15 protein-coding genes are annotated in these 20,499 nt (G+C 45.0%); 7 read left to right on the plus strand and 8 right to left on the minus strand.

Annotated features, from left to right (window positions below):
- Nucleotides 1-322: 322 nt before the first annotated feature.
- The 4 genes from SDE_RS12970 (at nucleotide 323) to hemN (ending at nucleotide 3,760) form a co-directional block, all read left to right on the plus strand.
- Nucleotides 323-880, plus strand: a complete 558-nt coding sequence (locus SDE_RS12970; RefSeq protein WP_011468957.1) for an acyl-CoA thioesterase — start codon at nucleotides 323-325, stop codon at nucleotides 878-880.
- Between the two features lie 95 nt (nucleotides 881-975).
- Nucleotides 976-1,482, plus strand: a complete 507-nt coding sequence (locus tag SDE_RS12975; RefSeq protein WP_011468958.1) for a YgjV family protein — start codon at nucleotides 976-978, stop codon at nucleotides 1,480-1,482.
- A 66-nt stretch (nucleotides 1,483-1,548) separates the two neighbouring features.
- Entirely contained in the window at nucleotides 1,549-2,067 is a 519-nt protein-coding gene (locus SDE_RS12980; protein WP_011468959.1) for a DUF4166 domain-containing protein, read from the plus strand.
- Between the two features lie 238 nt (nucleotides 2,068-2,305).
- Nucleotides 2,306-3,760 carry an oxygen-independent coproporphyrinogen III oxidase gene (hemN, locus tag SDE_RS12985; protein ID WP_011468960.1) on the plus strand — a complete coding sequence of 485 codons (1,455 nt, stop codon included), beginning with the start codon at nucleotides 2,306-2,308 and terminating at the stop codon, nucleotides 3,758-3,760.
- Between the two features lie 57 nt (nucleotides 3,761-3,817).
- Here hemN and SDE_RS12990 read toward each other — a convergent pair whose 3' ends face one another.
- The 7 genes from SDE_RS12990 to SDE_RS23085 form a co-directional block, all read right to left on the minus strand.
- Nucleotides 3,818-4,231 carry an ExbD/TolR family protein gene (locus tag SDE_RS12990; RefSeq protein ID WP_011468961.1) on the minus strand — a complete coding sequence of 138 codons (414 nt, stop codon included), beginning with the start codon at nucleotides 4,229-4,231 and terminating at the stop codon, nucleotides 3,818-3,820.
- Nucleotides 4,232-4,456: 225 nt separating this feature from the next.
- Entirely contained in the window at nucleotides 4,457-4,882 is a 426-nt protein-coding gene (locus tag SDE_RS12995; RefSeq protein ID WP_011468962.1) for an ExbD/TolR family protein, read from the minus strand.
- Between the two features lie 324 nt (nucleotides 4,883-5,206).
- The gene (locus SDE_RS13000) at nucleotides 5,207-6,052 is read right to left on the minus strand and encodes a fumarylacetoacetate hydrolase family protein (RefSeq protein ID WP_011468963.1); all 846 of its coding nucleotides are present in this window, start codon (nucleotides 6,050-6,052) and stop codon (nucleotides 5,207-5,209) included.
- Between the two features lie 128 nt (nucleotides 6,053-6,180).
- Entirely contained in the window at nucleotides 6,181-6,957 is a 777-nt protein-coding gene (locus SDE_RS13005; protein ID WP_011468964.1) for an IclR family transcriptional regulator, read from the minus strand.
- Nucleotides 6,958-7,552: 595 nt separating this feature from the next.
- Nucleotides 7,553-10,882 (minus strand): response regulator, encoded by a 3,330-nt coding sequence (locus tag SDE_RS21355; RefSeq protein WP_011468965.1) that lies wholly within the window; start codon nucleotides 10,880-10,882, stop codon nucleotides 7,553-7,555.
- The gene (locus tag SDE_RS13015) at nucleotides 10,875-12,038 is read right to left on the minus strand and encodes an ABC transporter substrate-binding protein (RefSeq protein WP_011468966.1); all 1,164 of its coding nucleotides are present in this window, start codon (nucleotides 12,036-12,038) and stop codon (nucleotides 10,875-10,877) included. Before SDE_RS13015 ends, SDE_RS21355 begins: the two co-directional genes overlap by 8 nt.
- A 178-nt stretch (nucleotides 12,039-12,216) precedes the next feature.
- Nucleotides 12,217-13,917 (minus strand): cellulase family glycosylhydrolase, encoded by a 1,701-nt coding sequence (locus tag SDE_RS23085; protein ID WP_011468967.1) that lies wholly within the window; start codon nucleotides 13,915-13,917, stop codon nucleotides 12,217-12,219.
- A 356-nt stretch (nucleotides 13,918-14,273) separates the two neighbouring features.
- On the opposite strand from SDE_RS23085, the gene SDE_RS13030 reads away from it, so the two are divergent.
- Both SDE_RS13030 and SDE_RS13035 read left to right on the plus strand, forming a co-directional pair.
- Nucleotides 14,274-15,431, plus strand: a complete 1,158-nt coding sequence (locus SDE_RS13030) for an AraC family transcriptional regulator (protein WP_011468968.1) — start codon at nucleotides 14,274-14,276, stop codon at nucleotides 15,429-15,431.
- Between the two features lie 289 nt (nucleotides 15,432-15,720).
- On the plus strand, nucleotides 15,721-17,706 hold the full coding sequence (locus tag SDE_RS13035) for a sialate O-acetylesterase (protein ID WP_011468969.1): 1,986 nt from the start codon (nucleotides 15,721-15,723) through the stop codon (nucleotides 17,704-17,706).
- A 24-nt stretch (nucleotides 17,707-17,730) separates the two neighbouring features.
- On the opposite strand, the gene SDE_RS13040 is transcribed toward SDE_RS13035, so the two are convergent.
- A complete protein-coding gene (locus SDE_RS13040) occupies nucleotides 17,731-17,973 on the minus strand; it encodes a hypothetical protein (RefSeq protein WP_143710894.1) in 243 nt (80 codons plus the stop codon).
- A gap of 548 nt (nucleotides 17,974-18,521) precedes the next feature.
- Here SDE_RS13040 and SDE_RS13045 point away from each other — a divergent pair.
- The gene (locus SDE_RS13045) at nucleotides 18,522-20,354 is read left to right on the plus strand and encodes a carbohydrate-binding protein (protein WP_011468971.1); all 1,833 of its coding nucleotides are present in this window, start codon (nucleotides 18,522-18,524) and stop codon (nucleotides 20,352-20,354) included.
- The last annotated feature ends 145 nt before the right edge of the window (nucleotides 20,355-20,499 follow it).

Consider the following 20,499-nt stretch of genomic DNA (forward strand, 5'->3'; position numbering starts at 1 on the left):
GGTTTAGGGGTTGCTCTTTTGAGCTAGCCATATATTGGCGACAATTGTAATGACAAATTGGTTAACAATCCGCTAAAAAACACGCTCCAGCCAGCTTTTATGGCATAAGAAATGTAAAGTAGTAAGCAATTTTATTAATTTGACTGGTTCCGGAGAGAATTGGTTAACCAATTCCATCTTGCCTTGAACTCTGGCTGCCTGCACTTACAAGCCCCCAGATTGGTGACGCTGGTGTATACTGCTCATATAGTTACACCTAAAATAAGCACCATTCCAAGCTTAGAAACATCGGCTCCACCTTTCGAATAGAAGAAGTACCTTAATGACCGAATACCGCTCAGTTAAATCGTCTCAAATTGTCCTTAAAGAATTAATGATTCCCTCCTACTCCAACTTTGGCGGCAAGGTGCACGGTGGCATTATCTTGTCGTTAATGGATAAAATTGCCTATACCGCTGCTGCTAGTCACTCGCGCAGCTATTGCGTTACGGCTTCGGTAGACTCGGTTAACTTTTTGAACCCCGTTGAAGTGGGCGAATTAGTTACCCTCTTGGCCTCGGTAAACTATGTGGGCCGGTCATCCATGGAAGTGGGCATAAAGGTTTTTTCAGAAGACTTTAAAAAAGGTGTTAACAAACACACCAACACTTCGTATTTCACCATGGTGGCAGTAGACGAACACACGCGTAAGCCTGCCCCAGTGCCAGGCTTAATATTGGAAGAAGAGATAGAAGTTAAACGCTTTATTTGGGGGAAGTTTCGCAAAAAATATAGAGGTGAATACAAAGAGCAGTTCAAAACACTGCGCAGAAATTTAGATATAGCCTGCGAAACGGCATTGTTGCACGAAGAAAATTGTAAAATTGCCACAGGTAAATAATTACACTGCAGCCAAAAGCCTTACCCATTCTATTTAAAACTTGCGGTTAGCATGCACAAACGTGCTAGCCGCCACTCACCCTAGAGCATATATAATTGTTCGACTCTAACCTATTAATACTTGGCCAAGCTTTAGGCTTTGTAAGCTATGCCCTTGGCATACTGTGTTTTTATCAAAAAGATGATAAAAAGCTAAAGCTTATAATGCTTACTATGAATGTAAATAACTCCATTCACTTTGCATTACTAGGCGCGGCAACGGCAAGTTTAGGCTCTATTCTATCGGTGTTTCGAACCGGTTTAGCCCTGCGCACGTCTTCTAGAGCTGTAGCGTTTGTATTTATTGCTATAACACTTGCAAGTGGTTACTGGCTAGCAGAAACATGGCGCGATGCCTTCCCAATTATTGGCACATGCATTGGCACATATGCTTTATTTTGTTTGCGTGGCATAAAAATGCGTATTGCATTTTTGTGCGGTGCACTATGCTGGCTAACGAACAATATTATTGTTGGCTCCATTGGCGGTACTTTACTTGAAATAACGCTACTTATTGTTAACGGCAACACCATTCGCAAACTGTATTTTAATCGCGAGCAATAATCCCTTTAAAGTAATACCCCTTCTGGGGAGGTAACGCCCCTAGCTAATACAACCACAAGGTAAGCTATGTCTAACTTGCTGCAACAATGTTTGGGTAATGACTACGCGCTACTGTGCCCCATAGTAAAAGCTGCACACACTGGTGAGTCTCAACTTAAGGGTACAGTTTGGGTTAGGCAAGGTAATATTTTTGCTCGCGCTTTGTGCAAAATAATGGCTATGCCACCGCAAACGAATAGCGTTGAGCTTACCGTGCATGGCAAACACGACAACAACAATATGCACTGGGATAGAAAGTTCGGCAACTTTAAAATGAATTCTCATTTTGCCAAAAGCGGCAACCAACTTGTCGAAAAGCTTGGCCCGCTCAACATGCATCTAGCACTTTCCGTGAACAACGGCACGCTTGAATACCGCCTACAAAAAACCTACTTTTGGGGCATTCCCGTTCCGCACTTTCTGGCCCCAAAGGTAGAAGCCAATGAAGGGGAGCACGCAGGCTTATACCGCTTTAGCGTATATGTGTTTTTACCCGTTATTGGCTTAGTTGTAAGCTACGGCGGCGATATGCAGCTCTGCTCCTAACTCGACTCTTAGCCCCTTTCTTTGCAGCGCTGTTAGCTGTTAGCTGTTAGCTGTTAGCTGTTAGCTGTTAGCTGTTAGCTGTTAGCTGTTAGCTGTTAGCTGTTAGCCATCATTTGACCCATATCAATACCTCTACTCGGTCCAGATTATATATTTAGCGTGACGCCATTACCTTTTCACACGCTATGTTATTTATTTAACAACCAGCTAATACGCCTTTCGCAAGTAGAGCACAGTTATGACTTGGCCAACTGCCCAAATCCACCCGCTTACCCCTTTTAACGTAGATATACTGGCCAAGCCAGCCACCCTTAAAAAATATGATTTGGCCGGGCCTAGGTACACGTCGTACCCAACTGCGCCACAATTTACTAACAACTTCACTCAACAACATTGGCAGGCAGCGGTAAGTAAGGGTAACAAAGCACAAAAGCCACTGTCGCTTTATTTCCACATTCCCTTTTGCGATACGGTTTGTTATTACTGCGGCTGTAATAAAATTATTACTGCCAACAAAGCTAAATCTACCCCCTATTTAACCGCCATTATTAAAGAAATGGATTTGGTTGCCGCGCAAGTGGATACCACTCGACCTGTGCAGCAATTACATTTTGGTGGCGGCACACCTACTTTTTTAAGTGACGAACAGCTAACAACACTAATGAACGCTGTAAAGGCACGCTTTAATGTAGCCGATAGCGCGTTTCGAGATTTTTCTATAGAAGTTCACCCAGCAGGAGTTACGCCACAACGCATTAAACATTTACGCACTATTGGGTTTAATCGTGTAAGTATGGGCATACAAGATTTCTCGCCCGATGTACAAAAGGCTGTAAACCGTTTTAACAGCCCGCAACAGGTTGGCGAACTGGTAACAGCAGTGCGGGAAAATAATTTTGCATCGTTAAGTATGGATTTAATATACGGTTTACCTAAGCAGACGGCGGAATCGTTTGCTGAAACCCTGCAAAAAATAATTGCGTTGTCGCCGGATAGAATCGCGCTATTTAACTATGCACACCTGCCCCACTTGTTTAAAACGCAAAAACAAATTAACGCCCGCGAGCTACCAGAGCCACAAGAAAAATTAATTATTTTGCAGCAGAGCATTCAAAGTCTGTGCAATGCTGGCTATCAGTTTATTGGTATGGATCACTTCGCCAAAGTGGACGACTCTCTCGCGGTTGCCCAACGCGAAGGTGAACTGCACAGAAACTTTCAAGGGTATAGCACACACGGCGACTGCGATTTATTGGCGTTTGGTGTTTCGTCTATTAGCTCTATTGGCAATACATACAGCCAAAACAGTAAAAATTTAACCGAATATTACGCTGCAATAAATACAAACCAGCTGCCCATAATTAAAGGCTTAACATTAACAGATGATGACTTACTTAGGCGCGAAGTTATTAGCCAAATAATTTGTAACTTTGAGCTAGATTATCAAAAAATTAATCGCCAATTTGGAATTGATGTAGCACAGTACTTTGCCGACGCGCTTACCGAACTAAAGGTGTTTGAAGAGGATGGCCTAATTGAATTTACACAAGCGAAGCTAAACGTAAAACCCTGCGGCAGGCTTCTGGTAAGACGAATTTGCATGGCTTTTGACAGCTATGTAAGCAGCCAGGTAAGCAGTTATGCGAGCCAGCAACAAAGTGCAAATACACCGCAGTATTCTCGCATTTTATAATTAATATATGGCTAACTTACATGTGACAGCGCCTTACGCTGCCACATGCACAAGCCATTACTTATCGGCAAACGGCACTAAAGAAATATTATTCACTCGCGCTTGTTGTGCTGCATCAGCCACTAGCACATAGGTTTCTGCAGATGAAAGCTCATGGGCGCGAATTACCAACCCCGCTTCGGGCAACTCGGCATGCTTTTGGGCAATTAATGCGCGCACAGCAGAAGCATCTACCCTGCGATTGTTTATATAAATATCGTTGTTAGCAGAAACCTCTACCAACAAGCTAGGGGTTGGGCTTATTGGCTGTACAGGGGCGTTCTCTGGCAGGTTTAGCCCTATTACCCTCTCGGTTACAAACGAAGCGGTAACAATAAAGAAGATAAGCATAATAAAAACAACATCCAACATGGGGGTTAAATCCACATCGGCTTTATCATCTGCAGTTATAGCTCTGGCTTTACGGTTCATAGATTTGGTCCTTTTTTGTTATTAGCGTTATTAGTGCTAGTACCCAGATATACTCAGGCAGGTCAACCTTGCTGCCTCACCCTTACCTCAAGCTTAGTTCAGCCCAAATAATCACGCAACAACCGGCGCCAAACGGGTGTTTGAAAAGCCACGAGGTAAGCCGTAAATTGCAGGCATAAAAAAAGCAGCCATTGGCTGCTTTTTGGGGTAGCTTTTAACTAAACCTTATTTAGATTTATCGTCAAAAGGTACAAGTGATACGTTATAAATTTTTGCTTCGCGCGCGGCATCAGCAATGGCAACGTAGGTTTGCGCAGTAGACAGTTCGTGTGCGCGTACAACTACTGGTGCCTCTGGAATCTCTGCGTGCTTCTGAGCAATTACAGAACGCACAGAACGTACATCTACGCGGCGCTGATCGATGTAGATCTCGTCACTAGACGTTACCTGAATAAGAATACTTTTGTTGTCAGGGTTGGGTGGTGGTGGATTGTCTAAATCCTCCGGCACGTTCAAGCCTAACGATTTTTCTTTAACGAACGATGCCGTTACGATAAAGAAGATAAGCATAATAAACACAACGTCCAGCATGGGCGTTAAGTCGATTTCTGAATTATCATCCGATTGTTGTTTTTTCTTTCTGCGACTCACCGTAAAATCTCCACATAAATGTGCGAATGTAGGCTTTTGGCCCTCGCCAAACTCTTATTAGGCTGTACGAAGGTTAGCTCAAAGCTGAATTTGCTGCCACTCTCTTAGACGTAATCACCTAGGTAATAACGCCCCCTCTCTCGGCAACAAACCCACAAGACAGGCATTCTACAATAAGTTTTGCCCGCATGCTCGAATCTAGCCGTTTAAAGCGAAAAATGTCCGTTTTTAGGTTGCTTATTAATCAGTTTGACCGATTTTACAACGTATACGGTAGGTATTTACCAGCCAAAACCACTAAATAAGCGATAAAAATGGCTGCTTTTAGCTATCTGCTACCACCTGTTGGGTTTGCTCACCAAGCCCTTGGATGCCCAAATGCATCACATCACCCGCCTTCAGGTACCTAGGTGGGCGGAACCCCATCCCCACTCCAGGTGGGGTACCTGTAGAGATAATATCCCCTGGCTGCAGGCTCATAAACTGGCTGATGTAGTGCACCAAAAAAGGGATTTTATATACCATGGTGCGAGAGTTTCCGGTCTGCATACGCTCGCCGTTTACATCTAACCACATATCTAGGTTATTGAAATCGCCTAGCTCATCGGGGGTGACCAAATAAGGGCCAAATGGGCCGAAGGTATCGCAACCCTTGCCTTTACACCACTGGCCTGCCTTCTCTAGCTGAAATTCCCGCTCAGACAGGTCATTTACGATTGTAAAGCCTGCCACGTATGTCATGGCGTCGGCTTCACTGACGTATTTGGCATGTTTACCTATAACAAATGCTAGCTCTACTTCCCAATCGGTTTTGGTCGAGTTGCGAGGGATAACCACATTATCGTTAGGCCCAGTTATAGACGAGGTTGCCTTGGTAAACAAAACCGGCTCTGGGGGCACTTCCTTCCCCGATTCCGCAGCGTGATCGGCGTAATTTAGGCCCACACATATAAATTTACCTACGCCTTTTACTGGCTCGGCGTAGCGCTGTACATTGTCTATTACTGGCAGCGTCGAAAGGTCTGTTTTTTTTAGCGCATTCAAGCTGGCGCCTGCAAGAAAATCACCATTTATATCTGCAGTGAATGACGCAATACAACGCACCACGCCTTGACTATCTACCACTGCTGGGCGCTCTTGGCCTTTGTTGCCTACACGCACTAATTTCATCTAAAACCTCTCAACAAGATTATCTCGCCTGCTAAAGCGCACAAAAACGTAGCAATAATCGAACCCGCCAGCGGGCTCGATATAGGAATAAATACAGAAAGGCTGGAACTAAAAGCGACCGTAATGAGTTAAAAACCGCCGTAGCTTTGCGCTAGGGCCGATATTTCGCTGGCCGACTCTTTTAGGGCTTCTAGCGTTTCGTCTGGGGTAACCCCTGTGTTAATGCCACACAAATAAGGAATGGTTAGGCCCGCCACTACATGGTCGTAATCGCCTACATAAATAGGGCAAGACATGTCTTCAATACCGGCCACTACAGCGCTTTGCATACGCAAACACTTGTGCTCTCTAATCGCAGCTAAACGTGGCTCTAGCTCGGCGCGATTAAATGTTTCGCTATTGGCTTCAAAGTATTGAAATAGTTTTTCCCGCTTCTGCTGCTCCATCCACGCCATAAGCACAAAACCAGAGCTGCTTTCAAATAGGTTAAGGCTGTGGCCAACTCTTACCGAGAGCCCCAAGCTAGAGGGGCTTTCTACTCGAGCAATGACCACCATACGGTGACCACTTCCAATGGCCAAGTGGCAAGGCTGATGAGTGAAATCGGCAAGGCGATGCATGATGGGGAAGGCGGCCTCAACCAAGGTGCCAACAGGCGGCACACTCATGCCTAAGTCGAACAGCCTATTGGTAATATAAAAATGATCAGACCCCTCTTCTCTTGCTAAATAGCCCTTGGTTTCTAGCACGGCTAGCATGCGGTATAACTCGCTTTTAGAGCGGTTAAGTTTTGCGGCAATTTGGACCAGCGTGAGTGGTTCTTTGACATCCGCGAGGAGCTCCAGAATTTCAAGCCCCTTTTCTAACGCAGGTGCCGTATAGGTGCGCGGCTTAGCTGTAGTCATATGGTTACTCTTAGTACTTAATTACACTTAGGAATTTTACTTTTGTATTTTTTATGCGGGTAAACGACAACTTAATAATAATGTATTGCACTGTTATTCTATTTACCCAATGCCAACGTTCTAATTAAAACACGACGTATATAGGCATCCTTGGCATTATGGAGGTTAAACCAAGCAGGATGCTAGCAATTCGGAATTATACGCTAATATTACCTGCTAAATGCCAATCAAAGCGCGTCGCAGAATCGCACTTTACATACAGACTGTCAATTTAAATAGTAACCCACATTTTCTCTTAGGTTTTACCGTTTAAACCTCGCTGCTAGCAGGCGGAAGCCAGCTGAAAAGCTCGGAGATTTGTAGGGCTATTTTTGTGGGGCTATTAAAGTTAGGCACACTTATTTTCAAGCGTAAGATGAGGGGAGTTTCTGAGCGAGATAATTAGACAGCTAGATTGTAAAAATACAAAAGTTAATACGCTAACCACCATCGGTGGATTAAAAGTATTTTCTGAATAATAACCCGCTAACGCATTGAGCTAATGTCATTAACTTAGCCATCAGCTGAGCCCAGCTATTTAATACCGCGATTTAACTCAACTGTTTAATTCGACTATTTGATTCGCCTCGTCAAACATCGCTTCTATCAGTTGTTGTAATTTGTTTATATACTCTGCACTTGCAGCGCCATCCGCATCGATTTGAGCCTCTACTTGTTTACAATATTCATGAACCTTGCCCATTGATATATTGCCACTTGAGCCTTTCATGGCATGCACTAGGTGGCGCACTTGCTCTGTATCGTTATTTGCAAAAGCCTCGTTTAACGACGTATTAAACGAGGCGTGAGCATTGAGAAGCGTTGTAAGAATTTTAACGTATCGCTCTGGCTTATTCTTAAACATGGGCTGCAACATTGCTGGGGTGTGAATAACCAGCCCTTTTGGTAATTTAAGTAAGCCTAAGTCCACCTTTACCACTTGCGGTTCAACCGGATTTTCTTCTGCAGGTGGCGATTTTTTTTCTAATATATCTGGGGTGTCCGGGGTCTCTGGGTTATTTTCTATAGCCGCCTCATCTGTTCTTAGTTCTGCAGGCAACCAGCTTACAAGCGCCAACCTCACCTCATCAGCATCTACCGGCTTTGCAACATAATCATTCATGCCAGCTCGCAAACATTTGTCCCTATCACCTTGCATAGCGTTTGCAGTTAACGCAACGATAGGCACAATTTTGCATTCTTCGCCTGCCGCCCCTTCGCGAATTTGTTTGGTAGCGTTATACCCGTCAAGCACCGGCATTTGGCAATCCATAAATACAAAGTGGTAGCGCAAGTCACCAGTATTTTCTTTTAGCGCGGAAATAGCTTGCTGACCATCGTCAACCAAGGTGAATGCCAAACCAAAGTCTTCTAATATGCCAGCTATTACTTGCTGATTCACTAAATTATCTTCCACCACTAAAATTCGAACATTATCGCCCCAAACAATATTGGGGTTAGCAGTTGATTCCGTTGTAGCATGCACAGACTCAAGCAATGCAGGTGTAATAAACTGTTGCTTATTCGACTTTTTAATTTGAATAAAATATTGTATCGCTTGATGAAGGTAAGGTGCGGAAACGGGCTTCATTAAGCAGCCGACCACACCGACCTCTTGCATATGGAATCGCGAGGCCATATCTGCGCTAGAACTTAAAATAATTACACTATTCGGCTTAATACAAGGTGAACCCTGAATTCTTTCCGCTAAATCTATGCCATTTATATTTGGCATATGGCAATCCATAAGCACAAGGTCAAATACCGTATCTTGTACTTCTGCAACAAGTACCAACGCCTGCTCAGGCCCGGCCACCTTAGTCACATGTATTCCCCAGCTAATTAACTGCCCAGAAATTACATCTAAATTAGTAAGATTGTCGTCTACTAGCAATACGTTCAAACCTGTTACATCACTTTCGGCATTATCTACCGGCAGGCAACTGCCTGTTTCTACATGCACAACAAAATCAAACCTTGTACCTTTACCTACTTCGCTTACAACAAAAATATCTCCGCCCATTATTCGGGTTAGCATTTTACAAATAGAAAGCCCTAAACCTGTGCCACCGTAACGCCGTGTTGTAGAGCTATCTACTTGTGTAAATGAATCGAATAAACCACTTATTTTATCGCTGGGAATACCTATACCTGTATCCGTCACACTGCACCGCAACTGATTTAGCCCATTTATTTCTGAATCTAGTTTTGCACGTACAATAATTTCGCCCTGCGAAGTAAACTTGAGTGCGTTACTCAATAAGTTATTTATTATTTGGCGCAAGCGGCTCGGGTCACCACGCAACACTTTGCCCCCTAAGCCAATATCATCTAACACCAGCTCTATACCTTTTTCTTGCGCGGAATAGTTAAATGATTGAACTACATCCGAGAGTAATCGGTGTGGATCAAAATCTAAATGCTCTAGTTCGAGCTTGCCCGCTTCAACTTTGGAATAATCCAAAATATCGTTAATCACGCTTAATAACGATTGTCCACTAGACTGGGCCAGAAGCAGTTTGCGCTCCTGCTCGGGCGTTAGAGATGAATTAAGCACCAACCCAAGCATGCCTAACACCCCATTCATAGGGGTACGTATTTCATGACTCATACAGGCTAAAAATTCAGATTTTGCTCTACTGGAACTTTCCGCTTCGTTTTTAGCGGCGAGCAACTCTAGCTCGTAATATTTACGCGATTGAATAAGCTCATTAAAACTATTGGCCAGCAGCCCAAACTCATTGGATTCCTGCACCTGCACTCGCTGAGAAAAATCGCCTTTAACCAATTTATTAGCCACAATGGTAATGGCTTTAATAGGGTTGGTAATACGTATCGACAGAAAAAAGGCTAACACGGAAAGCAACATGGCCGTGAACCACACAGATAGCAACATCACTCCCGCCAACCAATTTGACGAAGCGAGTGCATCTGCTTCTTTGACTTCACTCACCAACAACCAATCCAGATTTCGCAGCGTAAGGTTTTGGTGCATCCCCAAATACACAGTACCGTCAGCTTCGGAATATTTTATTAGTTTGGGCTTATCGCTATGCTTGGCAGTCTCATTCGCTTCTAGCCAGCGTTTAACAGGTGCAGTGTTTATTTGTGTAATTAGAAGCTGTTCGCTTTGTCGGCGCTGCGTGCGCAGTGTGCCATCTGGCCCCACTAAGTAATGCCTATACATAGATGCACTATTTAATTTTAAATGGTTTATTATACGATCTATACGAAATTGCATCGCATACGCGCCTATGCGTTGGCCTTCACTATTTACCAGAGGCGATACGACAAACCCTGCAATTATTCCCGCTGATGGTTCGTAATGTTCGAAATCGGCAAACAGCGTTTGCCCAGTTGCCAAGGTTTTGCGCACAGTACCACCAAATTTCGTATTAGCATACTTACCGTGGACTAAATTAGTGCCTAAATCAGATTCTTTCGCGACGGTAAATAATATATTACCGTCAACATCTATTAAAAAAACGTCGTAGATGTAATCGTAGTTGCGCGATATATCAACCAAACCACCTTGTCGACTGGCCGTGATTTCTGCCCATTTTATACTTTTATGAAATGATTCAATTGATAGCTCAGTTTGTACGGCAGCCTCATGTAATTCCTGTAAAAACTTAATGTTATTTTCGTCCTGCGCGCCGCTTAAACTATCCATTAATCGGTATTCAAACCAATTATTTAAAAAGTTCATCGTGTTGCGCGCATCGCTTTCTAGGTGATCTTGTGCCGAGGCGACCAAACTATTGCGCGCAACTTGGTACCCTATAAACGCAACCAAGAAAAGCGGCACTAAAGAAAGCAGTAAAAACCACTGAATAAGTGTTTTTTGGATACTGTGAGTAAATTTATTTTTATTTTGTTTACTCATCGATGCAACAACCTTGCTGAGTTAAATTTACGTAAAAATTGGGGTCACTAAATGCATCTATATCTATCGGTTCGCTTAATATATTCGCCTGAACAGCCAACCCCATAATATGTGCTAGGCCGGCCTTATCTATATTAAGGTGCTTGTAGTTAATAACTTTTAATTCTGGATCTAGGCTCGCAACAATAGCCTCGCGACTGTGAGAAGGAATATGTTTGCGCACAATTTTCACAATATCTTCCAGTGCCTCTCCACCTCGCTCTCGCGCAGCTTCTATATCGGCACCAGCTTTATGGATTGCGGTCATCACCTCTCTAAGCGCTTGCTCTTTGGAGGCAATCGCGCGGTCGGTTGCAATAGCTATACATTCCACGTGGCCGTTGGGCCACTTGATGACATCTTTGGAGTACCAGGCAATTTTGCCAAAGCCACTAGTTTCTACAATATCGGCCCAGGGTAGAGATTGCTCGAATGCTGCGGGTGTAGCTCGGTTAGCTTGACCGAGAATATATTTGGGGGCTAGTGGCGGTGCCTGAGGAATAATAAGCACATCTGCGCCACCGTGAGGTAGTTTATCCATGCGCAGCCCATAACTATTCAAATATTTGTGCAGCACCACAGAATGGGTTGAGAGCAGATGCGGCACCCCCACTTTAAGCTGGAGTAGCTGATTGGAATTTAGATTTTTGATGGCGTTCGCTAAATCTTGATTCGGCGTTCGATCTTTTCTGTGTGGGCTAAGCTCGAGCTGCCCTGCAATAATCTCGTTAACTGCAAGTGCATTGCCGTCGCGGTGCATTAACCCTATCCAGCGAAAATCCCCCATCTCTCGGTACATATCCATAGCCAGCGGGCTCATTACAAATGCCAGGTCTGCTCTACCCTCATAGAAGTGGGCGCGCAATAGATCCCAGTTATTCATTTTAGATAACTGAAAATCAGCGTACTGCATATGCGGTGCATAGCGCTCATAGGCCACAAGCGCGGCATAGTGGTCGGCTAAGGGAATATACAATGCCCGAATGGGCTCTTTATTCGCTCCATAAGCGTGTGTAGTTACGATACAAAAGCACAGCCCAATGCGGACCAACTGCTGTATTAAAAAACATTTTAGCGAGCTCTTGGAAAGGTAACTGCGGCACAAGCAAGCATTCAACGGCCTGTCTCCAATTTGATTTATGCCCTTTAAGCATAGACCAAGACTCGCAAATAGCAGGGGCTAGCACGTTATTTTGGAGGCAGTCATTCAAGCCTTGTGGTGAGCCTAGAAAGCAAAGCCCGCAGCGTAAAAACGCCACGAGCCTTAAATTGGGAGTGTGCAATAACGCTATAAACTACGGGTTTGGCGCCACTAATACATCTTTAGCTTCGCGCCAGCTATTTTCACCGCGCTTGTACACCTCAAATGATCCACCGTCGTCCCATACACTTGCGCCAAAGCCGTACTGAATAGCAAATGTGGCATGGGCACCTAAATAAGCCAAACGAGCCTGCTGGTTACATACATTCTGCGGTGCAGTAAAATCGTAATGGGCAGCGCCAAATTCGTTCACCATAACGGGTATGTCGTGCTGCTCAGACCAAGTATTTGCGCGCTTATATATGTTCTCTAGGTCGGTGTAATCTTGCTCTGTACCCCACGATCGTACGCACTGACCGCCAAACTGCCAAGGGTCGTAGGAGTGAAAGTTACCAATAAGGTAATCATCATTAGGGATTGCAGCCGCAAGTAAGGCATCCACAGGGGTATACCCATTACCAGAGAACACTACCAATCGCGTGGGATTGGTTTCGCGAATAATATCGAGAATACGTGGGTTGAGGTCATCCACATCGGCCACTGTCATGCCGTTTGGCTCATTGAGTATCTCAAACATTAAGCGAGCCGACTTATTCTTAAAGCGTTCGGCAATTTGCTGCCAAATTGCATCAAAGCGATCGCGGTATGTTTGATTGCCGTAGTTTTCTTTTAGCCAGTGTTCGTGGTGGGCATTAAGAATTACGAAATAGCCCTGCGCCAAGGCCCAATCTACAATCTGCTCAGTGCGATCCATACGTGCTGCATTTACAGCGTAGGGGGCTGTATCAGCCGTGTGATCATCCCAAGTTGCTGGGATGCGTACATGGCGGAAACCTGCATCCTTGTAGGCTTTAAAATAGTATTCCTGCGCAGCCGGTGCCCAGTCACCTTCGTTGGGGAAGGCATCTAAGGTATTGCCTAGGTTAATACCTATTCCCATACCCAACACGGCGTTTTCTGGGGTGTAAACGGTATTATCGGTGTAATTAAAGGCAATGGAATCTAACCCAATAGCAGCGCCTTCGCCGGCCATGGTTACCCTTATTACTTGCGCGCCATCGCTTATGTACACGCCGTTAAGCGTATATTCGCCAAATGCGGTGCTGTCATTAGCGGCAATATCAACTGTGCCTAACACTGCGCCATCTACACTCAGCGCCAAACCGGCAGTATTAGCTGCGTGCGGCTGTACCGCAAAACTAATGTCAAACAAACCGGAAGTTTGCACTGTTAGTGAATATTCTACGTACTCGCCTGACTGCATATCCGTAATAGCATAGCCGTCCGCAATGGCCACTATATCTACATCGTCAGTTCGCAACTCACCGCCACTGTTACCAGTGGTGTTATCTAATGCCGAAGAAGCACAGGTATCGTAATACTCCGCTTGCACCATGGTAGTATCACTTGCAGATAATAGCGCTGGTGCCATTTCATGCTGGCACGCTAAAGCATCGCCACCAGAGGAGCTAGAGGAACTATTAGACGAAGAGCTGGAACTGGACGAACTAGAGCTTGAAGAGGAGCTTGAGGAACTAGTTGAAGAACTGCTCGAAGAGCTACTAGACGAACTGCTGCTAGACGAGCTAGAGGATGAGCCACTTGCAGCACCGCCATCACTCCCGCCACCACAGGCAGTAAGCCCGGCAAAGCAGCTTATAAGTAGCGCGGATTTCAAAAAGGTAAGCTTTCGTGTACAGCTAAACGCAGTGCGGGTAAAGTCTAAAAGAAACATCAATCACTCCAGAATTTTCTTATTTTGGTTATTTTCTCACTTTCGTTCACGGCGCTGCTAAGTGAGCATACAGCTATTTATAACGGCCCAGTACGCAAACGCCAATAAGCGCAATAATCTACTCAAGCCCGCCTTTGTGTCGCCCAGAGTCCCGTATTTACGTAAGTTCGTACCTCGCACTCACGCTTTTGTGCCGTATTATGCATAAAAATCCGTCGCCAATGGGTGATGCCCCCAGCAAACCACAAATTCGCTTTTACCCTGCTAAGCCACAATATCCGCTATTATTTTAATTGCGCTAACTAAGATCCAGCTATAAACCAAATAGCACCAAAACAATAAAGGCCAATTCAACTTTGAACCAAATAGCTCACGATACACTGCTGTTTAACCTGCACGACCTTATTTTACTGATGGCCGTAGGCCAATACGTATTACTGGCCGTACTGCTATTTTGCACGCGTAAACAAACCGAAAAGAGCAGCTATTTACTGTGTGCCTTTCTACTATTAAACGCGGCACAATCGGTAGACACTCTGATAATTTGGAGCGATCAACTAAGACTATTAACGCTTAACTGGCACCCGAACTTATTCTTTTGGGGGCACATAGGCGTTTGGCTACAGGGGCCATTACTGTATTTATACGTAGCCAGCGTGCTTTATAAAGATTTTCGTTTTAAACCTACAGATGCGTTGCACCTATTACCTGCAATAACGGTAACCGGCTTACTTGTAAATGCTTACTACAGCCTGCCAAAAGCCGAACAAATACAAGGTATGCAAAACTTGCAATTTATGTGGACCCCTCTAATGGGTAACCTCACCACACTGCGGTACCTAAGCGTGGTTGCGTATGGCGCATGGTGTTTGTTTGCGCTTGCCCGTTACCGCAAACAACTTAGGCATCAATATGCCAATTTAGAAGTAAGCGAACGCAGCTGGCTAACATGGGTGGTATTGGGGGTTGTGCTTATAGCTAGCTGGGCACTTGTCGTACACCTCATAGGCAATAATATTGAACATACCCTGTCAAACTTTATGGGTATAGGCGGCAATTATTTTTCTTTTATATTTGTTAACTCGTTGGTGTTTACCAGTATTCGCTACACCCATTTATTTGATGGCTTAAGCAGTACACAACCCGTTAGCGCAGAAGAACCAACCGCAGAGGAAAAAGGCTTTAAGGACGAGCACATACTGCGTATTCAAAACTATATGCAACAACATAAACCCTATTTAGATAACAACATTAACTTAGAGCATCTTGCACAGAAGGTTTCCTTACCGGAACGCACCCTATCGCGCATAGTGAATCAGCACTTTAATAAAAACTTCTTTGAATTTATAAACACTTACCGAATAGACGAAGCTAAAAAACTGCTGAAACAAGATAAAACAAAAGCAATAATTGATGTGCTCGCCGAGGCGGGTTTTAGCAGCAAATCTACATTTAACTCTATATTCAAACAGCAAGTAGGTATGACCCCTTCGCAGTACCGCAAACTAGAGTAACCCCCATGTACCATTTTAAGCAGCGGCAAATAAAAAATGCCTTTACGGCATATATCAATGCGGTAAAGGCACAAGCTCACCTAACACAAAGGAAGGAAACCAATTAGACAAAGTATGCTTTTGTCGCAGCTGCAGTTGGGCTTGGCATCAACCGGCTATAGCGGCTATAGCGGCTAAAAAGCCATACATTGACTTAAATGTCATATTGACTATATGATACTTGCATACAAGCTGTCTACCCCTTTCTATTAAATATCGCTACTAGCGCGGTATGGCCAGAGGCAAACAAATGTTAACCACCTTCAACAGTACAATTAAAATAACGCTGTTAATCCTGCTGCTAAGCTGCATATGCACTACTAGCTATGCAGAAATAACCCTACCTAAATTAATTAGTAACAGCATGGTACTGCAGCGCGAACAGGCCATTACGCTTTGGGGGTGGGGAGCATTAGATGAGCAGGTAGAAGTACAACTTAATGGCAAGCCAGTAGGCACAAGCACTACTGCAGCAGGCAAATGGCAAATACAGTTAGCGCCGCAACCCGCTGGTGGGCCTCATACAATAACAATTGCAGGCACTAACACGATTGCATTAAATGATATATATTTTGGCGATGTGTGGCTCACCTCGGGCCAATCGAATATGGATTTACCCATGCGCAGGGTAAAACACACCTACCCTCTCGACGTTGCCGAGGCTCACCTGCCGCAGGTTAGAGTGTTTACCGTACCCAGCCAATACGACTTTAACCAGGTACATAACGATGTAAGCGGTGGCCAGTGGTTAGCCGTTAACCCAAATAATATAGAGCAATTCTCAGCGGTATCGTATTTTTTTGCCAAAGCATTACACCAAGCCAAACACATTCCCATAGGTATTATTAATAGCTCTATGGGCGGTACTACAGCCGAAGGTTGGCTGAGTGAAGAATCGCTGCAGGCCTTCCCTACTCACTACCAAAAAGCCAAGCAGTATCAAGATAAACATTATTTAGCCCAACTGATTAACAGCGATAAAAAAGCCCAAGCACAGTGGCACAACCAATTAACCCAAAACGATAAAGGCACCGCCGAAGAGTTGCCATGGTACGCACCAGAATACAAGGCGACTAACTGGCACAGCATGCAAGTACCGGGTTACTGGGCCAACCACCCAAGCTTTAAAGATGAAAGCACAATAAACGGCAATGTATGGTTTAGAAAAACCCTCACCTTACCCAATGACGCCGCGAATGAAGCAGGGCAAATATGGCTAGGCACAATTGTGGATGCCGACACCGTGTACATAAACGGCCACAAGATAGGTAATACCGGCTACCAATACCCACCCCGCCTATACCCCATTAATAAAAATATTTTACAGGCCGGTGAAAATACCATTGTGGTAAAAATTACTAGCAACCACGGCAAAGGCGGCTTTGTTTTAGATAAGCCCTATTGGTTAGAAGTAAATAACACACGCTACGATTTAAAAGGCGAATGGCAATTTAAGGTGGGCGCTCTCAGCGCACCACCCCCAAGCTCAAAATTTGTTAGTTACACCGCACCACTTGGCTATTACAACGCCATGCTTGCACCGTTGTTAACTACCCAAATAAAAGGTGTGGTGTGGTACCAAGGTGAATCGAATGTGGGCCGCGCAGAAGAATATAAAAGCCTTATGGCCACATTAATAAAAAGTTGGCGAGCTGGGTTTAATCAGCCCGAATTGCCCTTTATTGTAGTGCAGCTGGCAAACTTTTTAGAAGCACAAGCCGCACCCAGCGAGAGCCACTGGGCCGAATTACGCGAAGCCCAACGGCAAATAGTAAACAGCACCAACAACACCGCATTGGTAGTAACCATTGATGTGGGTGAATGGAACGATATTCACCCAGTGCGCAAAAAAGAAGTAGGCCAGCGCGCTGCAGTTGCCGCACGGCATATTGCTTACAACGAAACAGCCCTAGTGCACACAGGCCCACAAATACGCTGCTTCGAACAGCACAAGCAAAGTATTACCTTACATTTTGAACCGAGCAGCGCTGCGCTTAAAGCACCACACAATGTGGTGCACGGTATACAAATACAAACGGAAGATGCGCCCTTCCACTGGGTATGGGGGCACATTAAAGGCAATACAGTGGTTATTACCGCGCAGCAAGAACATGTGACTGGGCGCGTGAAAACAGTTCGCTACGCATGGGCAGATAACCCCAGCGCAGCCAATTTATTTAACGATGCAGGCCTACCGGCTGCCCCTTTCGAAATAACGAATTATTGCGAACAATAAAATGCCCCACGATCGCAAATACCGCTAAGGACGGCGGTATTGCGGTTGTACAAACTTACTTGTTATGGCTATGCACATTCTCAGCAAACTATAAAGCACAGCAACTATGCCAATCACCTTGCTTGTAAACTCGACCACAACCCCCAACCAAAAATATAAGTAGGGTGTTTGAGTTGCATAAGTTTCTTGCAAATACGCCCCGTAAAAATACAGCCCAAGCGCGCAAACAGCCATAATGGCAATTCTAACCATATCCTTCCCTCTCATACTTACTGCTCCTTCTTTCGCCCAACAACAAGTTACTACTACTTTCAATATAGCTAACAATCCGTTGTTCATCCGTGGAAGAGGCAATCGATCTAGAATTTTTAGTAGTTAAAAATCAAGCAAGTAATTACTCCGGCTAGAGGCCAGTAATGCCTTAAAACTTGATGCATATATAGTCAAAAAACATACAAGCCTGCAGAAATTTCCTCTTGGCGCACGCCAAAGTTCAAGCTTGTTCAAAGGTGCGAAGTCAAACCCACACACTCAACTACCACTTTCTTTTTTCAGGTGTCAGATTACAAAAACCACCTCTAAAAAGAGGGATAAACCAAAAAACCTCAAAAATATTTACTTTTTATTAAAACAACTAACTACTTGATTATAAAGAAATTAACATCACACATGGCGCCATTTTCCACATAATGAACGACCATTTTCCGGTTCTCGTACGTCCCACTTTTTTTTAGGAGTAACCTAAATCCTGCATTCCTAGTAATGCCCTAACAAAACGTCTACTTAATAAATAACTAATAATTCGGAAGACACCCATGATGTACACAAACCTCTTTAATTTAAAAAAGCACCTCTTTCAAACCTCACTTAAACTACTGGCCTGCGCCACATTAATTGGCGGCACCCTAAACGCAGCCGCTGACGTGCCAGCAATGTCCGTACAAGGCAATAAAGTACTGGTGGGCGGTGAAGTTAAAAGCCTTGGAGGTATGAGCTATTTTTGGTCTAACAACGGCTGGGGCGGCGAGAAATACTACAACGCTTCTACCGTTAGTTACTTCAAGCAAGACTGGAAGGCATCCATTGTTCGAGCTGCAATGGGGGTAGAAGATGCCGGCGGCTACTTCGATGACCCGCAGGGCTCTAAGCAAAAAGTTCGTACAATAGTAGATGCCGCCATTGCGAATGATATGTACGTCATTATCGATTGGCACTCACATTACGCCAACACCCACGACTGGGCAGCCGCTGTGCAATTTTTCCAAGAAATGGCACGTGACTATGGCCAATACAATAATGTGATTTATGAGGTATACAACGAACCACTGGATATCCCTTGGGGCCACATAAAAAGCTACGCCGAAACGGTAATTGATGCCATTCGCGCAATTGACCCAGATAACGTGATCGTAGTAGGCACTCCTCGCTGGTCGCAGGGGGTAAAAGAAGCGTCATGGGACCCAATCAACCGCAATAATATTGCCTACACGCTGCACTTCTATTCAGGTAGTCATGGCCAATGGCTGCGCAACGACGCAGCAGAAGCTATGAGTAATGGTATTGCCTTGTTTGTTACTGAATGGGGCAGCGTAAATGCCAATGGCGATGGCGCAGTCAACGAAGGCGAAACCGCAGCGTGGATGAACTTCATGCGCGATAACGGTATCCATCACGCAAACTGGTCTGTAAACGACAAAGCAGAGGGTGCATCTGCACTTAACCCTGGCGCCAGTGCCACAGGTGGTTGGGGCGACGGCGATTTGACTTGGTCTGGCCATGTTGTGCGCGGCTACCTGCGCGACTGGAACCAAATTGGTTCTGGCAATGGTAACGGCAACGGCACAGGCTGCACCGAGGTTAGCCTACCAGGCACGATAGAAGCGGAAGCCTACTGCGCAATGGATGGTATCCAAACCGAAAACACCAACGACACCAACGGCGGCAGTAACGTGGGCTACATAGATGCTGGCGACTGGATGAGCTACAGCGTAAACGTTGCTAACGCAGGCACTTATACCGTGTCTTACCGCGTGGCTAGCCTTGGCGGCGGCGGTGTTCTAAGCATTGAAAATGCCGGCGGCTCGCCCGTTTATGGCACGCTGAATGTACCGCAAACTGGCGGCTGGCAAGAATGGACCACTGTATCTCACGATATTAGCTTGCAAGCCGGCCAACAAAACATTGGCATAGCGGCAATAGAAGGTGGTTTTAACATCAACTGGATAGCCCTAACCCCTGCTGGCACCAACCCCAACCCAGTGCAAAGTATTACCTTACAAGCAGAAGACTACTCCTTTATGAGTGGCGTGCAGGTAGAAAATACTAGCGACAATGGCGGCGGTATGAACGTAGGCTGGTTAGATGCTGGCGACTGGCTTGCCTACCACGGCGTAAACATTCCAACCTCTGGCCAATACACCATAACTTACCGAGTAGCCAGCCAAAGCGGTGGTGGAAGCCTGCAGCTAGAACAAGCAGGTGGCGGCGTTGTTTACGGTAACCTGAACGTACCAAGCACTGGCGGCTGGCAGAACTGGGTAGACGTAAGCCATACCGTTACCCTTAACGCTGGTGTACAAGATTTTGGGTTAGGTATTACTAGTGGTGGCTTCAATATTAACTGGATAAAAGTCGAGGCAATTCACTAAATATGATTAATCACTAATGACTAGTCTCGAATAATTAGTCATTAGCTACCATCAATTAACGATTGATTCAGTGCTGTACGTCTTGCAGCATTCTTGCGCGCGGCTTAGGTTTCTAAGTCGCGTTTTTTGTTTTTGGCTCTTGTTT

The sequence above is a fragment of the Saccharophagus degradans 2-40 genome (assembly GCF_000013665.1).
Lineage (GTDB): Bacteria > Pseudomonadota > Gammaproteobacteria > Pseudomonadales > Cellvibrionaceae > Saccharophagus > Saccharophagus degradans.

What these genes read in the sequence shown, in the direction of transcription:
- SDE_RS12970 (WP_011468957.1), top strand. Translation starts at nt 323, where the DNA reads ATGACCGAATACCGCTCAGTTAAATCGTCTCAAATTGTCCTTAAAGAA.
- SDE_RS12980 (WP_011468959.1), top strand. Translation starts at nt 1,549, where the DNA reads ATGTCTAACTTGCTGCAACAATGTTTGGGTAATGACTACGCGCTACTG.
- hemN (WP_011468960.1), top strand. Translation starts at nt 2,306, where the DNA reads ATGACTTGGCCAACTGCCCAAATCCACCCGCTTACCCCTTTTAACGTA.
- SDE_RS12990 (WP_011468961.1), bottom strand. Translation starts at nt 4,231, where the DNA reads ATGAACCGTAAAGCCAGAGCTATAACTGCAGATGATAAAGCCGATGTG.
- SDE_RS13000 (WP_011468963.1), bottom strand. Translation starts at nt 6,052, where the DNA reads ATGAAATTAGTGCGTGTAGGCAACAAAGGCCAAGAGCGCCCAGCAGTG.
- SDE_RS13005 (WP_011468964.1), bottom strand. Translation starts at nt 6,957, where the DNA reads ATGACTACAGCTAAGCCGCGCACCTATACGGCACCTGCGTTAGAAAAG.
- SDE_RS21355 (WP_011468965.1), bottom strand. Translation starts at nt 10,882, where the DNA reads ATGAGTAAACAAAATAAAAATAAATTTACTCACAGTATCCAAAAAACA.
- SDE_RS23085 (WP_011468967.1), bottom strand. Translation starts at nt 13,917, where the DNA reads ATGTTTCTTTTAGACTTTACCCGCACTGCGTTTAGCTGTACACGAAAG.
- SDE_RS13035 (WP_011468969.1), top strand. Translation starts at nt 15,721, where the DNA reads ATGTTAACCACCTTCAACAGTACAATTAAAATAACGCTGTTAATCCTG.
- SDE_RS13040 (WP_143710894.1), bottom strand. Translation starts at nt 17,973, where the DNA reads ATGAGAGGGAAGGATATGGTTAGAATTGCCATTATGGCTGTTTGCGCG.
- SDE_RS13045 (WP_011468971.1), top strand. Translation starts at nt 18,522, where the DNA reads ATGATGTACACAAACCTCTTTAATTTAAAAAAGCACCTCTTTCAAACC.